This is a genomic window from Paenibacillus sp. Marseille-Q4541, assembly GCF_018310695.1.
Lineage (GTDB): Bacteria > Bacillota > Bacilli > Paenibacillales > Paenibacillaceae > Paenibacillus.
This window is the reverse complement of the sequence record NZ_JAGXCY010000010.1, coordinates 121,165-135,614: the sequence shown is the minus strand read 5'-3', so window position 1 is coordinate 135,614 and position 14,450 is coordinate 121,165. Positions and strand designations below refer to the sequence as shown.

12 protein-coding genes are annotated in these 14,450 nt (G+C 42.4%); 9 read left to right on the top strand and 3 right to left on the bottom strand.

Annotation, left to right across the window (positions count from 1 at the left end; all coding sequences use genetic code 11):
• Nucleotides 1-118 precede the first annotated feature (118 nt).
• Entirely contained in the window at nucleotides 119-1,327 is a 1,209-nt protein-coding gene (locus KFT32_RS13295) for an MFS transporter (protein ID WP_211747691.1), read from the bottom strand.
• A gap of 250 nt (nucleotides 1,328-1,577) precedes the next feature.
• Here KFT32_RS13295 and hemE point away from each other — a divergent pair, with 250 nt between their 5' ends.
• From hemE to KFT32_RS13250, 9 genes are all read left to right on the top strand, one after another.
• Nucleotides 1,578-2,639, top strand: coding sequence for a uroporphyrinogen decarboxylase (gene hemE / locus KFT32_RS13290; protein ID WP_211747690.1), 1,062 nt, complete (start codon nucleotides 1,578-1,580; stop codon nucleotides 2,637-2,639).
• 23 nt (nucleotides 2,640-2,662) lie between these two features.
• Nucleotides 2,663-3,613, top strand: coding sequence for a ferrochelatase (gene hemH, locus KFT32_RS13285; RefSeq protein ID WP_211747707.1), 951 nt, complete (start codon nucleotides 2,663-2,665; stop codon nucleotides 3,611-3,613).
• Nucleotides 3,614-3,840: 227 nt separating this feature from the next.
• Complete coding sequence (locus tag KFT32_RS13280; RefSeq protein ID WP_211747689.1) at nucleotides 3,841-5,265, top strand: CapA family protein; 1,425 nt, start codon at nucleotides 3,841-3,843, stop codon at nucleotides 5,263-5,265.
• A gap of 25 nt (nucleotides 5,266-5,290) precedes the next feature.
• Nucleotides 5,291-6,055 carry a glycerophosphodiester phosphodiesterase gene (locus KFT32_RS13275; protein ID WP_211747688.1) on the top strand — a complete coding sequence of 255 codons (765 nt, stop codon included), beginning with the start codon at nucleotides 5,291-5,293 and terminating at the stop codon, nucleotides 6,053-6,055.
• A gap of 23 nt (nucleotides 6,056-6,078) precedes the next feature.
• On the top strand, nucleotides 6,079-6,702 hold the full coding sequence (locus tag KFT32_RS13270; protein ID WP_211747687.1) for a fumarylacetoacetate hydrolase family protein: 624 nt from the start codon (nucleotides 6,079-6,081) through the stop codon (nucleotides 6,700-6,702).
• A gap of 176 nt (nucleotides 6,703-6,878) precedes the next feature.
• The gene (locus KFT32_RS13265) at nucleotides 6,879-7,688 is read left to right on the top strand and encodes a DUF92 domain-containing protein (RefSeq protein ID WP_211747686.1); all 810 of its coding nucleotides are present in this window, start codon (nucleotides 6,879-6,881) and stop codon (nucleotides 7,686-7,688) included.
• A gap of 36 nt (nucleotides 7,689-7,724) precedes the next feature.
• Entirely contained in the window at nucleotides 7,725-8,309 is a 585-nt protein-coding gene (locus tag KFT32_RS13260; RefSeq protein WP_349304906.1) for a TetR/AcrR family transcriptional regulator, read from the top strand.
• 62 nt (nucleotides 8,310-8,371) lie between these two features.
• Nucleotides 8,372-10,306: an ABC-F family ATP-binding cassette domain-containing protein gene (locus KFT32_RS13255; protein ID WP_211747684.1), complete on the top strand. Its 1,935-nt coding sequence runs from the start codon at nucleotides 8,372-8,374 to the stop codon at nucleotides 10,304-10,306.
• A gap of 33 nt (nucleotides 10,307-10,339) precedes the next feature.
• Nucleotides 10,340-11,275 (top strand): hypothetical protein, encoded by a 936-nt coding sequence (locus tag KFT32_RS13250; RefSeq protein WP_211747683.1) that lies wholly within the window; start codon nucleotides 10,340-10,342, stop codon nucleotides 11,273-11,275.
• Between the two features lie 98 nt (nucleotides 11,276-11,373).
• Here KFT32_RS13250 and KFT32_RS13245 read toward each other — a convergent pair whose 3' ends face one another.
• Nucleotides 11,374-12,411 carry a M42 family metallopeptidase gene (locus KFT32_RS13245; RefSeq protein ID WP_211747682.1) on the bottom strand — a complete coding sequence of 346 codons (1,038 nt, stop codon included), beginning with the start codon at nucleotides 12,409-12,411 and terminating at the stop codon, nucleotides 11,374-11,376.
• A 106-nt stretch (nucleotides 12,412-12,517) separates the two neighbouring features.
• Nucleotides 12,518-14,308, bottom strand: coding sequence for an oligoendopeptidase F (gene pepF, locus KFT32_RS13240; RefSeq protein ID WP_211747706.1), 1,791 nt, complete (start codon nucleotides 14,306-14,308; stop codon nucleotides 12,518-12,520).
• Between the last annotated feature and the right edge of the window lie 142 nt (nucleotides 14,309-14,450).

Sequence of the window (14,450 nt, the reverse complement as noted above, 5' to 3'; positions counted from 1 at the left end):
GTATATTTACATAAATAAGACATAAAAAAGGACTTTCCTGCAAAGCTGCGCTGACAGCTTGGCGAAAGTCCTTTTTATGCTATCTTGTTTACATTTGGAAATAAGTAAAACGAATTTATTACCCTGATTTTACAGAACGGTTTGAATACAGTTTCGTACGTACCCAGATCACGTTAATCAGAAGTAATACGCCCGAGATAATGAAGAGTCCTTCAATACCGATAAAACCGGATAAGAATCCACCTACAACAGCACCAATCATGTTCCCTAGGGCTAGTGTACTGCTGTTAAATCCGAAGGCTCGACTTTCCATTCCGTCCGGAGTGTAGGTACGAATGAGTGAGTTGACGCTTGGGAGAAGTCCTCCCATGAAGACCCCCATGAGAAAACGTACCAAAACAAGCTGCCATACACTATGAACAAAAGCTTGCGGGATCAAAGTTAGTGCCGCTCCAATCAAAGCAAAGGTTAAGATACGGTGTGCCCCGATCTTGTCACTAAGTTTGCCGAGAAGTGGTGAAGTGATCATATTAGAGATGCCCGCCACGGCACTGACCATTCCTGCAAAGAAGGCAAGATTTTCGGCTGTACCATGAAGTTTAAATACATATAACGGCAAAAGCGACATGGGACTGACCATCGCAAATTGGAGCAGAAAAGTGACAGCGAACAGAGCAGGTAGTTGCGGTGCTTTTGCTAGTTCACGAAGTCCTTCTAGTACCGATTGCTGAGGCAAGTGTGCAGCTTCTTCACGGTCAAAATTTTCTCTCACGAGAAATAGAGCTAGCATCGAAGCAATGAAAATGAGTGAGCCTGTAATGTAAAAAATAGGTCTGAAACCTACTAAATCGGCCAGAATTCCGCCGATAAGTGGACCAAGAATGGTGCCGGCTACTTGTCCTGATTGTACGGTACCCATCGCAAAGCCCATTTGTTTCTTAGGCGTCGTTCCTGAGATGAGTGCTACCGCAGCGGGGTTAAACCCCGAGATCGTTCCGTTTAATAAACGTAGAAACAAGAGATGCCATGGACTGGTTGCAAGTCCCATCAGCGCGATAACGACGGCCATTCCGAAACCGGAGCGGAGAAGCATAATTTTTCTGCCGTACTTGTCCGCGAGTTTCCCCCATAGGGGCTGAAAAATAAATGAGGTCAAAAAGTTCGCAGCAAAGATGAACCCTGCCCAAAGCCCAATTTCCCGCTCCCCTGTAACATGAAGCTCCTGAGCTAGATAAAGGGAAAGGAAAGGAGTTACCATCGTCATCCCTGCATTGACGAGAAATTGCCCGAACCAGAGCACGATGAGATTAACTTTCCATGATTTCAAAGTGCTAGTTCACTTCCTTTCTGCCGTTCTAAGATGAGTGTTTCCATTATTTCAGTATAACACACTGTATTTTTGATATCGGTAAAGAAGGTCATTGTTCCAAAGACTTTATGGCATCTTCAGACACCTTTCATGTTGACATCATAAGCTTCATCTAATTGTCAATGGATGTTCGATTTCATCTCCTTGTTACGTGGTAATAAAAAGGGCATAATGAAATGTAAAGACTAGAGAATATGGAGGCTCCTAAATGGCATATAACGATTCCTTTATTAAAGCCGGCTTCAAGCAGCATGTAGATCGATTACCAGTATGGTATATGAGGCAAGCGGGGCGCTATGATCCCGAATATCGAAAAATTAAAGAGAAATATACCCTTCTCGAAATTTGTAAACAGCCTGAACTTGCTGCCGAAGTGACACTTATGCCGGTTCGCAAACTCGGTGTGGATGCCGCCATTTTATATTCTGATATTATGAATCCTGTAGCTTCACTTGGTATTGATTTTGATATTGTAAAAAATATTGGACCCGTAATCGATAATCCAATTCGTTCAGCGGCAGATGTAGACCGCCTTAGACCTATCGATGTTGATCAGGATTTGTCCCACATTATGGAGACTATACGAATTTTGGACAAAGAACTGCAAGTTCCACTCATTACTTTTGCAGGAGCTCCTTTCACGATCGCGAGTTATTTAATTGAAGGTAGACCTTCAAAAGGATACATACGCACAAAAGAAATGATGTACAGTGAACCGGCTACCTGGTTTAAGCTAATGGACAAGCTAGGTGATATGGTAATTACTTACGTTCGTCATCAGATTGCGAATGGAGGTAAGGCTTTTCAGATTTTTGACAGCTGGGTGGGTGCGCTTGCTCCAGAAGATTTCAAGTACTATGTGCTTCCGACGATTACTCGTATCTTTGATGAACTGTCAGATCTGGATGTGCCGAAAATTTATTTCCCAGGTGTAAGTTCAGGGGAATTATTACCTACGTTACATGGGGTCAAGGCTAACATTATTGGACTGGACTGGAGAGTTTCCATTCCTGAAGGTCGCGTAAGACTTGGCGATAAGTTTGCTGTTCAAGGTAACCTCGACCCTTATATACTGACCGCTCCGATGGATGTCATTAAGAAATACGCGAAAGAGATTATTGATCAAGGGATTCAGAAACCGGGTTATATATTCAACTTGGGTCACGGTTTGTTCCCGGAGGCTTCACTTGAGAAGCTAAAAGAACTGACAGATTACGTTCATGAGTACTCTGAGCAAGCAATTAGCGCACAAAAAGTGCATTTAAAATAAGGCAGACAAGGAAGGGATTCATGATGACAAATCAAGTAGGCGTACTCGTAATGTCGTATGGTACTCCACAAAGTATGGAAGATATTGAAGCATATTATACTCATATTAGACGCGGTAACAAACCTTCGGAAGAACAGTTGTCAGAGCTGACGGAGCGGTATGAAGCGATTGTAGGTGGTGTTTTCCCACTTCGTGAGAATACGAACAAACAAGTAGAATCACTAGAGCAAACGTTGAAACAAGATCCAAGAACTGAGGTTACTGAGTTCCGGTGCTATCAAGGATTGAAGCATGCAAGTCCGTTTATTGAGGACGGAGTAGATGCGATGGCAGCTGACGGAATTAAGAAAGCAATCGGAATTGTACTTGCACCCCATTATTCTACGATGAGTGTTGGGTCATACGTAAAGAGAGCAGAAGCAAGAGCAGAGGAACATGGTATTGAAATGAGCTTTATTGAATCATACCATCTACACCCGAAACTCATCGAAGCTTTGACGATGCGAGTAAGTACTAAGCTGAATGAATTTGAAGAATCGGGAGCCATTCGTAAAGAGGTTCGTGTATTGTTCAGCGCACACAGTTTGCCAGCAAAAATCGTAGAGATGGGTGATCCTTATCCAGATCAACTGCTCGAAACTTCCAAAGTTGTAGCGAAGCAAGCAGGCGTGGAGAATTGGCAATTCACTTGGCAAAGTGCGGGCCGTACAGCGACGCCTTGGCTCGGACCAGACATTCTTGATACACTCCAGGATCTTAGCAAAGAACAGGTAGAAGATGTGCTGGTTGCACCGATCGGTTTTGTATCGGATCATTTAGAAGTTCTTTATGATTTGGATATCGAAGCGAAAGCTGTTGCTAAAGAACTCGATATGCGTCTTATGCGCATCGACTCCCTAAACAGTGATCCGCTTTATATGGAAGCGCTCAGTGATGTCATCATCAGACGTACAGAAGAAAAATGGAATGCGTAAATAGAAACATCGTTATGATGACAATATTTCTGTAAGTTTTTATCGAATAAATAAAAACGCGAGTTACTCTTGAATTAAGAGTAACTCGCGTTTTTTTATTTATTTGGATGTCACTCTATGAACTCTATCCAATTAGCACGGAATATCCTATAAATGGTATAATAGATTCGTTTCATAGACTAGTAAAAGTTACTTTACGAGTCAAATACATGAAAAAAGGAGATTCTATGCTACCATCAAGAACAGAGAAGAGTAGGGCTGCTAAAAAGAAAAAACAACGCCAAAGAAGCCGAATGTGGTTAACGATAAATATGGTTTTAGTTGTACTTATTGCGGGTGTTTTTATTGCGATTAGAACGGGTACTGTGGCGACGTTCTTTAGTAACACTCCGTATGAAGCAAGTCTAATAGATGAATCAGATTCTTCAAAACCGGATGCTGAAACGAGTGTTATACCTAAGGACGAAGCAGAACAAGGAACAAATACCGCGGAGGAAGAAGCAAATGAACAAGAGATAGCAGAAGATTCAAAAGCGGATTTAACTAATGAAGAGCAGGAAGAGCAGGATGTGCCGGAATCTAAACCACAAGAACAGCAAATCAAGGAACGTGAATCATCGAAATCAGAGGAAAAATCCAATCGTACAGAACCTGTAAAAGCAGTGACAAATGAAAATAAACTTCCAAACTCGAATTCTGCAAGTCAAGGTTCCGTTACGATGAATTTTGCAGGGGATGTTCAATTCTCAGGCAAAGTGGAGGAACTTTTACTAAAAAAAGGCTTTGACTACCCTTATCAGCATCTAGGTTCTCTATTCAAGAAAGATGATCTCACGTTCATTAATTTGGAGACTCCCGTTACCACGGGCGGAGTTGCAGCAGAAAATAAAAGTTTTGTGTATAAATCTTCTCCTAAAGCACTCAAATCGTTAGCTGCTGCTGGCGTTGATGTCGTGAATCTAGCGAATAATCATATATTAGATCAGGGTGTCAAGGGACTAACGGATACACTAACCCATCTGAATGACAATAACTTGGATTATGTGGGAGCCGGGAAGGACCGAAAGGAAGCATACGCACCTGCCTATTACGAAAAAAACGGAATCAAAATTGCTCTTTTGGGCTTTACAAGAGTCATTCCTGAAGCAAATTGGCGGGCGGAAGCTGGTAAACCGGGAGTTGCTGACGCATATAATAGTGCTGAGGCGGTAAAAGCCATAGCGCAAGCCAATAAAAAGGCAGATATCGTGATCGTGATGGCTCACTGGGGCCAGGAAAGACATACAACACCCGATGAAAACCAAAAGAAATTGGGATATGAATTTATTGATGCAGGAGCCGATCTTGTGATTGGCGGTCACCCGCATGTATTGCAAGGACTGGAATCTTATAAAGGGAAATGGATCGCATATAGTACCGGAAATTTTATCTTTTCTAGATCCGCTACTGCGGAAACCTGGAAGACAGCGATTTTTCAGGCTACTTGTCAAAAAGACGGGAATTGCAGTATGAAACTTTTACCCTATCATGCGGAGCTTGCTCAACCCGTTCCTATGAACAAGAAAGACGGAGCTTCTCTATTGCGTGAAATTCAAAAGCGATCGTTTGGGGCGAAAATAGGCGAGGATGGAACTGTCATACCATTAAAGTAAACATCCTTGGATGAAGGAGAGGCAGATGAACAATCTTTGTGTTGCACACCGTGGTTATTCCTCCCTTGCTCCTGAGAATACGTTAGCTTCCTTTAAGCTAGCTATGGAGCAGAAACAGGTGTCTTGGATTGAACTTGATGTCCAACTATCTCGTGATGGAGTTCCCATCGTCATACATGATTATCGGCTGGAGCGGACAACAAACGGTAAAGGGAATGTTAGAGATCACACGCTCAAAGAGCTCAAAAAATTAGATGCTGGAAGTTGGAAGTCAAAGGATTATTCGGGCGAACGTATTCCTACTCTGGCTGAAGTGTTGGAATTGACCAAGGGAAAGGTAAGGCTTAATATTGAACTGAAAACGGTTGGTGATATGTATCCTAATTTGGCTGTTGCTGTGATGCGAGAACTGTATGGAAATTGGAATTCATGTGACTATGTCATCACCTCTTTTGAGCAAAAAGCTTTACAGCAGATCAAAAGAATTCATCCTGGAATTCCTACTGGGCTCATTATTAATGCATCACCTCCGGATCTAGCAAGGCAGCTTGAACAATTGGGGTGTAATTTTCTGTCCATTGGATACCCTCATGTAACTAAGTCGCTGATTAAGGAGATGAACAGCAAAAAAATTACAGTGATGGCGTGGACCATTGATTCATCTCGTATATTGCGTAATATTGCGGCAATAGATCCTAACATTATGCTGTGCACCAACAAACCTGAATTGTGGAACAAAGCTTTCTCCAAGAAGATGTTAAAATGGTTCAAACCTAATTCATCCAAGTAGCTGGACTAGAGGAGAGAAGAGACATGCTCAAAACAATTAAAAATGTATATTGTGTAGGTCGAAATTACCGCCTTCATGCAGAAGAACTGGGGAATGCAGTTCCTGAGGAACCTATGATTTTCATGAAACCATCTCATGCGCTTGTGCTGATGAATGGACAGAGTCTTGTCTTACCGGAAGGACGCGGAGAAGTTCACTATGAAGCAGAGCTTGTTATCAAAATTGGGAAAGAAGTTTGTCCTGGGGATGATATAAATCAAGTGGTCGATTCTTATGCATTCGGCATTGATTTTACACTACGTGACGTGCAGTCCAAACTGAAGAGCAAAGGCCATCCTTGGACTGCTGCTAAAGGGTTCCTAGGTTCGGCTCCGATTACGGAGTTTGTTCCTTTTGAGCGTGCTGAGGTTCTGTTTGAAGCGGATTTTACGCTGAATAAAAATCACGAAGAAGTTCAGCGGGGGAATATCCGTGATATGATCTTCAGCCTCCAGGATATTGTAGATTATATTTCTCTCCATTACGGACTTGGTGATGGTGATATTATTTATACTGGAACACCAGCTGGTGTAGGTCCTACTCAGTCCGGTGATTTATTAGAACTGACTTTTGCAGGTGCAAGTAAAGGCAGTATTCGTATTCAATAGTGAAAAAGCTTGAAAAAATTATAGTATAGACACGCAGGGGAGTTTTCCAAATTAGGAAGCTTCGATTGCGTGTTTTTTAATATTACGAATATCCCGGCCCTTCAACTGTCTCGGCACGTACGGGCGTGTTATACTATTGTAAATATAAAATATAGATACAGGAGAATTGCACTTTTATGGACTGGATATGGGGTACTTTATTTGCACTGCTTGTTGCGGGTGCAGCTTATAGGAAAAAGTCATTGACTGTTTCGGGATCTGCTGCCGCTGTCGTGATGGGGGCGGTATATTACGGAGCAGGCAATTTATTCTGGTTTGGTACATTGTTGTTGTTTTTTATTACATCAACCTTGCTTTCGAGATACAAGAAACGTGAGAAACATGAGTTGGAAAAATCTTATGCGAAAACGGGAAACCGTGATGCTGCTCAAGTTTTTGCCAATGGAGGACTAGGAATGATTCTGGTCATTCTATATACTCTTTTTCCACATCCCGTCTGGATGTATGTTTTCGTTGGGATTATGGCTACCGTAACGGCAGATACGTGGGCAACAGAGATTGGGAGTCTTAGCCGCAGACAACCTAGGTCAGTGATTACTTTGAAACCGGTCGCACCTGGAACTTCTGGAGGTGTTACTTTCACTGGAAATGTGGCATCCATGTTAGGCGCACTTGTCATCGGTGTGGGGGCTTCTCTCTTCTTGCAAGTGATTGGTGAAGAGACGTTGTCTTCTATTGCACCATATGCCCTAATAGGACTCGTATCTGGTTTTGCCGGAGCTTATCTGGATTCTCTCTTTGGCGCGACAGTACAGCGTATGTATCGTTGTCCGGTGTGCGGTAAGGAAGTGGAAGTCAAAGAACACTGCGGCGTGAGAACAACGCAAAGCCGTGGTTTAAGTTGGATGAGCAACGATCTTGTGAATTTGCTGAGTTCTCTTTTTGGCGGTGCTCTAGCAGGAATTCTTGGGTTCTTATTATTTTAAATGATAATGATTTGGTTACATGGGGTGGTGATGAATATGGATCAAGTAGAAAAACAGGAAGCGATCCTGCAGGCAGGTTATCATCTATTTGGGATAAAAGGTTTTTATGAAACCAAAATGTCCGAGATTGCGGAAGAAGCTGGTATAGCTAAAGGCACCATTTATTTGTATTTTAAAAATAAAGAAGCGCTATTCACAGCAGTTACACGCAGAGATTGTGAGCGGTTTTTAGAGTCGGCTAGAGCAATTTTAGAAAATTCCTCTTCTCATGTTCAGGAGAAACTTCTCGCCTTTGCGAGGAACCATTTAACTTATTATTATGAGAGACGACAGCACACAAAGCTGTTTTTTATGATACCGAACAATGATCCCGAGCTCATGAATTACATGAAGCAATTTTTACAGGAGTATATGTTCCTAGTACAGGAACTGCTCACGGACGGGGGATTACCTGAACCAGAACTTTATGCGGTGTCTTTTATTGGTATTCTGGACAGGCATAAGATGGATATCATGGTTAACCCGAATTTCGGCGCTGAGGAGCTAGAGAAGAGAGTCGCGTTTGCCAGTAATTTGTTTATTAATGGTTGTGGTGAACATCTCTCCAGCACTGTATCATAACCATAAATTTTAGAAACTCACTAAGCTACACCTAAATTGATGTAAAGTAGGGAAATTCCACAATGAACATAATGACAGTCGAAAATATTTCCAAAAGTTACGGAGAAAAAGTGTTATTTAAAGATGCATCTTTTGGCATGAGTGATCAGGATAAAATCGGAATTGTTGGTGTGAATGGAACAGGTAAATCAACATTTCTCCGTGTAATAGCGGGCCGGGAACAAGCCGATGCAGGAAACGTTGCAATTGGTAATCAGATTCGAGTCGAGATGCTAGATCAAAATCCGGAGTATGATCCTGATATCACGGTATTGCATCAAGTTTTCCAGGGAGATTCACCGGTTATGCGTGCTGTTCGGAGTTATATGGAAATTATGGAGCTGCTGGAGCTGAAACCAAACGATGCAGAGCTTCTGCAGAAACTGACATCCCTCAGTGAGCAAATGGAGGCACTAGATGCATGGCAGCTTGAAAGTGAAGCAAAGACCATTCTATCCAAACTTGGAATTCAGCAGTTCGATGCCAAAATGGGGAGTTTGTCTGGTGGACAGCGAAAAAGAGTAGCGCTAGCGGCTGCACTCATCCATCCATCTGACCTGCTCATTCTAGATGAGCCTACGAACCATATCGACAATGATTCTGTCGTATGGCTGGAACAGTATTTGCAAAAGCGCCGGGGTGCGCTCCTTATGATTACCCATGATCGGTATTTCCTTGATCGGGTTGCGAATGTCATGATTGAGCTGGATCACGGACGTCTTTTTCGATATGAAGCGAATTATACCAGATTTCTGGAACTGAAGGCGGAGCGTGAAGAAAGAGAAGCATCATCAGAACAGAAGAGACAAAATTTATTGCGTAATGAGCTTGCTTGGATCCGCCGAGGAGCCAAAGCACGGACTACCAAACAAAAAGCTAGAATTGATCGTTTTGAGAAGCTGAAGGATCAAGATATGTTGCAGCGCTCCGGTGATATGGAAATGTCGGTTGCTTCCGCAAGACTAGGCAAAAAGATACTGGAAATCGAACATCTGTCTAAGGAGATAGAAGATCGTACTTTGGTCAAAGATCTAAGTTACATTGCCGTACCGGGTGATCGTGTAGGGATTGTAGGACCTAATGGGAGCGGTAAATCAACCCTCCTTAATATGATTGCTGGACGAATTCAGCCAGATTCAGGTGAAATTGTGGTAGGACCTACTGTTAAACTCGGTTATTTCACGCAAGAACATCAGGAAATGGATGAGAATTTAAGAGTCATTGAATATATTAAAGAAGAGGCAGAAGTTATTCGTACTGGAGAAGGAGAGACCATTACGGCTGCTCAAATGCTGGAACGATTCTTATTTCCTCCTGCAGCGCAGTGGACATATATTTCTCGTTTGTCCGGAGGGGAGAAACGCAGGCTGTATTTGCTTAGAGTACTGATGTCCGCTCCCAATGTACTTCTCCTCGATGAGCCTACGAATGATCTCGATATTAGTACACTAAGTGTACTCGAAACCTATTTAGAGGATTTTCCAGGTGTCGTTTTCGTTGTATCTCATGATCGGTATTTCCTGGACCGAACGATTGATAAAGTACTCGCTTTTGAAGGTGCGGGTCAGGTGAGGGTTCATGTAGGTGATTATTCGGAGTATGCTGAGTGGCTTTCCAAAAACGGGCAGGAGCCTCAAAAAGAGAGTCTAAAGAAAGAACCAAGCATCGAAAAAAACGAATCTGCAACACAAGTGAAGTCGGACGATGCATTAAAAGTGAAACTTAAGTTCAGTTTCAAAGAGCAGAGGGAATATGATCAGATTGATACGATGATTGAAGAAGCTGAACAGAAAGTAGTGACAATAGCTTCACAAATGGAGGAATCTTTTGCCGATGCAGCAAGGCTTCAAGAATTGATGAAACAGCAGACTGAGGCGGAGAAAGAGTTAGAACATTTAATGGAACGCTGGACTTATTTAAATGAACTAGCTGAACAGATCGAACAGAACAAAAAGTAAGAGATAGGCAGTACTAGGGAGGGGGAGGAAGCTGTGTATCAGGAAACAAATGAACGTCTTGCTCTACTGAAAGAAAAAGGAAGATTACTTCATAAATGGACCTCCCGAGAAGAGAATCTACTGCAGCTAGAGAAGAAGACAGAAGAACTTCTGTACAATCGAAAAGAGCACTTAGTTGCGGAACAGAAGGATGTAGATCAGCTATTAAAAACCTCTCTCGCCTCTCTTTTTTACAGTGTGATTGGAAGAAAAGAGGAAAGGCTCGAGAAAGAAGAGAAGGAGCTTTTGGAGAGCAAAGCTTTGTATGAGGAGGCTTGTCATGCTCTTCAAAATACTCGTAAGCAACTGACCGAGGTTAGAAATGAGATTGCTGCTTTGCATGAATGGCAGCACTGGAGACAGGAATACGATCAAATCATGGCAGCGAAACAAAAGAGTCTGGCGGAATCCGATACTTTTATTCAGCAATGCCTGGAGCACGAAGTGATGCTAAAGGGCCAATTAAAAGAGGTTGAGGAAGCGGAGAAAGCTGGGCATAGCGTGCTAGATTGTTTGGATGAGGCCGAAGAATCACTAAAATCCGCAGGGAACTGGGGGACCTACGATATGCTCGGTGGGGGGATGATCTCTACTCATATCAAACATAGCCGATTAGATGATGCAGAAAATCATGTTCATGATGCCCAGCTCTATCTTCGCAAATTTCAGGAAGAGCTTCGTGATGTGGATGTAATCTTGAACAGTAATTTTGAAATCCAAGGGATGCTTACTTTTGCAGACTATTTCCTCGATGGTTTTTTTAGTGACTGGCTGGTGCAAAGTAAAATTCATGATGCCCAGGATAGTGTATGCAAAGGTATGGGAGAAGTGGGTAGGGTCTTGATAAAACTAGATACTACGAAACGGAATCTTCAGACGGAACTTGCGAAATGGGAAAATCAGCGAAAGAAAGCAGTAGAAGAAGCATAGCATATTAAGATTATGGTCTATAACATAAAAAAGACTCTCCATGAACGTATAACTACGTAACGGAGAGTCTTTTTTTGACAACACATTACAAAAAAAAATTAGGTAGTGATATATGCTGCTAATAGTCTAGCGGTATTTATGACTGCTTTTTTGTGCGTACGTTCCATCGCGTGGGAGGCATGTACACCAGGACCAATGAGAGCCGCACGAATGTTGTTGCCACCACGTAATGCAGCTGAAGCATCTGAACCGTAGAAAGGGTAGATATCGACAGCATAGTCGATGTCATTCGCTTTTGCGAGTTCAATCAGCCGCGAAGTCATTTCATAATCATAGGGTCCTGAGGAATCTTTAGCACAGATCGACACGTCGGTTTCTTTACATGTCAAGTCGTCTCCAATACAGCCCATATCTACAGCGATCATTTCGTCTATGTCGCTTGGAATGTAAGCTGTGCCGTGACCTACTTCTTCATAGTTACTGATGAGTAATTTGATCTGATGCTTAGGTTTCCACTTGTTTTCCTTAGCAGATTCCAGCAGAGCGAAGAGAGCTGCGACACTAGCTTTGTCATCTAAATGACGGGATTTGATGTATCCGCTCGCAGTGAACTCAGCGCGTGGGTTAAATGAAATAAAGTCTCCAACTCCGATACCCAGATCTAGCACATCTTGTTTACTTTCTACAATTTCGTCAATGCGGATCTCCATATGACTTTCTTCTCGTTTGAATTCTCTTGCTCCAGCATAGACGTGAACAGATGGAGCGGTAGACATAATTGTACCCGTATAAGTTTTGCCGCTGCGGGTATGAATTTGACAGTATTCGTTCTCAATGGAGTTCATCATAAATCCGCCGATAGAAGTTAACTTTAAAGTTCCGTGTGAAGTAACGGAGCGAACCATCGCGCCAAGTGTATCTACATGCCCGCTTAAAGCGATAGTGCGGCTGTTATCCTCGCCTGGAAGTGTAATAATGGTACCGCCTTTTGCATTACGCTCACTCTTGTAGCCCAGTCGTGTAACTTCTGCTTCGATGATTTCCGTAATGTGATGCGTGAAACCACTCGGGCTTGGCGTGTTCAGTAATTTATCGAGTAGTTGTAAAGTGTATTGCTCGTTGATTTGGATCGTCATCGTCCAGTCTCCTCTTTATCATTTTCATGTTAGATTAGCGATAATGTGCTATTTTGCTCATGGCGAATCCCTTGCCAAATGACAAGGGATTCTGGAAAAAATATTTTTACTTCGTTAACTGTTCCATTTGGCTGATTACATCTTCGAATACGGCCATTGCTTCGCGAATCGGTTCAGGTGAGGACATATCAACGCCTGCTTTTTTCAGGATATTGATGGAGTAGTCACTTCCTCCGCTTTGAAGGAATCCTAGGTAACGATCTACGGCAGGTTGGCCTTCCTCCAAGATTTGTTTGGAGAAACTCGTTGCTGCAGAGAACCCAGTTGCATATTTGTATACGTAGAAGCTGTTGTAGAAATGAGGGATTCGTGCCCACTCCATTTCAATATCTTGATCAACTACCATATCATCTCCATGATATGTTTTGTTCAGATCATAGTAGATTTCCGAGAGCAGCTGAGGTGTAAGTGATTCTCCTTGCTCTGCACGCTCATGAATGATCTTCTCGAATTCAGCAAACATCGTTTGACGGAATACCGTTGTACGGAACTGATCTGCATAGTAAGTGAGCAGATACAACTTTTCTTTAGGATCTGTTGATTTCTTGAGCATGTAATCCATCAGCAAAGCTTCATTTGTAGTCGATGCCACTTCAGCTAGGAAAATCGTGTATTGAGCGTCTCTGTATTTCAGAGCATTGTCTGAGAAATAAGAATGAAGCGCATGACCCATTTCATGAGTTAAAGTGAACATACTGTTCAAATTATCATTATGGTTCAGCAGTACATATGGATGTGTACCATAGGAGCCCCAGCTGTACGCTCCAGTGCGTTTATTTTCATTTTCATATACATCGATCCAACGGTTCTCAAAACCTTCCTGGAGTGCATCCAGGTATTTCTCACCGAGAGGTTTCAAGCTTTCCTTAACTGTTTTCTTAGCTTCATCGTAGGTAATGTCCATTTTGTATTCATCGACAAGTGGAGCAAAGAGATCATACATGTGCAATTCATCCACGCCGAGCAGCTTCTTACGCAGCTTCATGTAACGCTGAAGCAGCGGTAAGCTTTCATGGATGGTATCTACGAGATTTGTATACACTTCTTTAGGAATGTTGTCACCATACATTGACATTTCCATCACGGAAGGGTATTTGCGAACGGTGGAATAGAAAATATTTTTGTTTACACTCGCGCTGAGCGTAGACGCAATCGTATTTTTGTTTTTAGCATACGTACTGTAAACGGCTTTGAACGCTCTTTCGCGAACTTCACGGTTAGGACTCTCAAGAAACTGGATGTAACTTCCGTGAGTTAGTTCAACTTCGTTACCATTTTCATCCTTGATTTTAGGGAATTTAAGATCAGCATTGTTTAGCATTCCAAAAATCGTCTGCGGAGCTTGAGACAAATTCCCAACCTGAGCAAGTAATGCTTCTTCTGCTTTGGAAAGGACATGTGCTTTTTCCCGCTTCATTTCAACAAGAGTAAATTTATATGGCTCGAGAACAGGGTTCTCAATAAAAGCATCGAGTTCCTTGTCTGGGAGGGCCAAAATTTCCGGAGTCACGAAAGATAAAGATTCACTGACCTGCACACTCAACTTTTTAGCTTTTTGAGACAGTGCTTGATATGTAGGATTCGCGGTATCTTCATCATGATGCAAATGTGCATAAACGTATAAACGTTCTGTTTTTAGAGAGATATCATCTTCCAGTTCAAAACATGATTTGACGGCTTCTGCTTTATCGAGTTTGCCCTGGAACTCAGCTGCTTTCTTGGTTAATGCTTTGACCTCTTCATATTCTTTATCCCATGCAGCTTGATTCTCAAACAAGTCTTTCAGGTTCCACTGATTTTCTACGGGTACTTCATTTCGTTTCACTACTTTACTCATATTCATCCTCCTTTGATGATCATAAAATAAAGACAGGCCGGAACGGTCTTCTTGTGCGTTTGCAATGCCGTTTGTAAACAGCAGATTGACTGCAAGCGCAAAGAGTAATGTCTTTCGGGCATTCACTAGCGGTTCCTCCTTC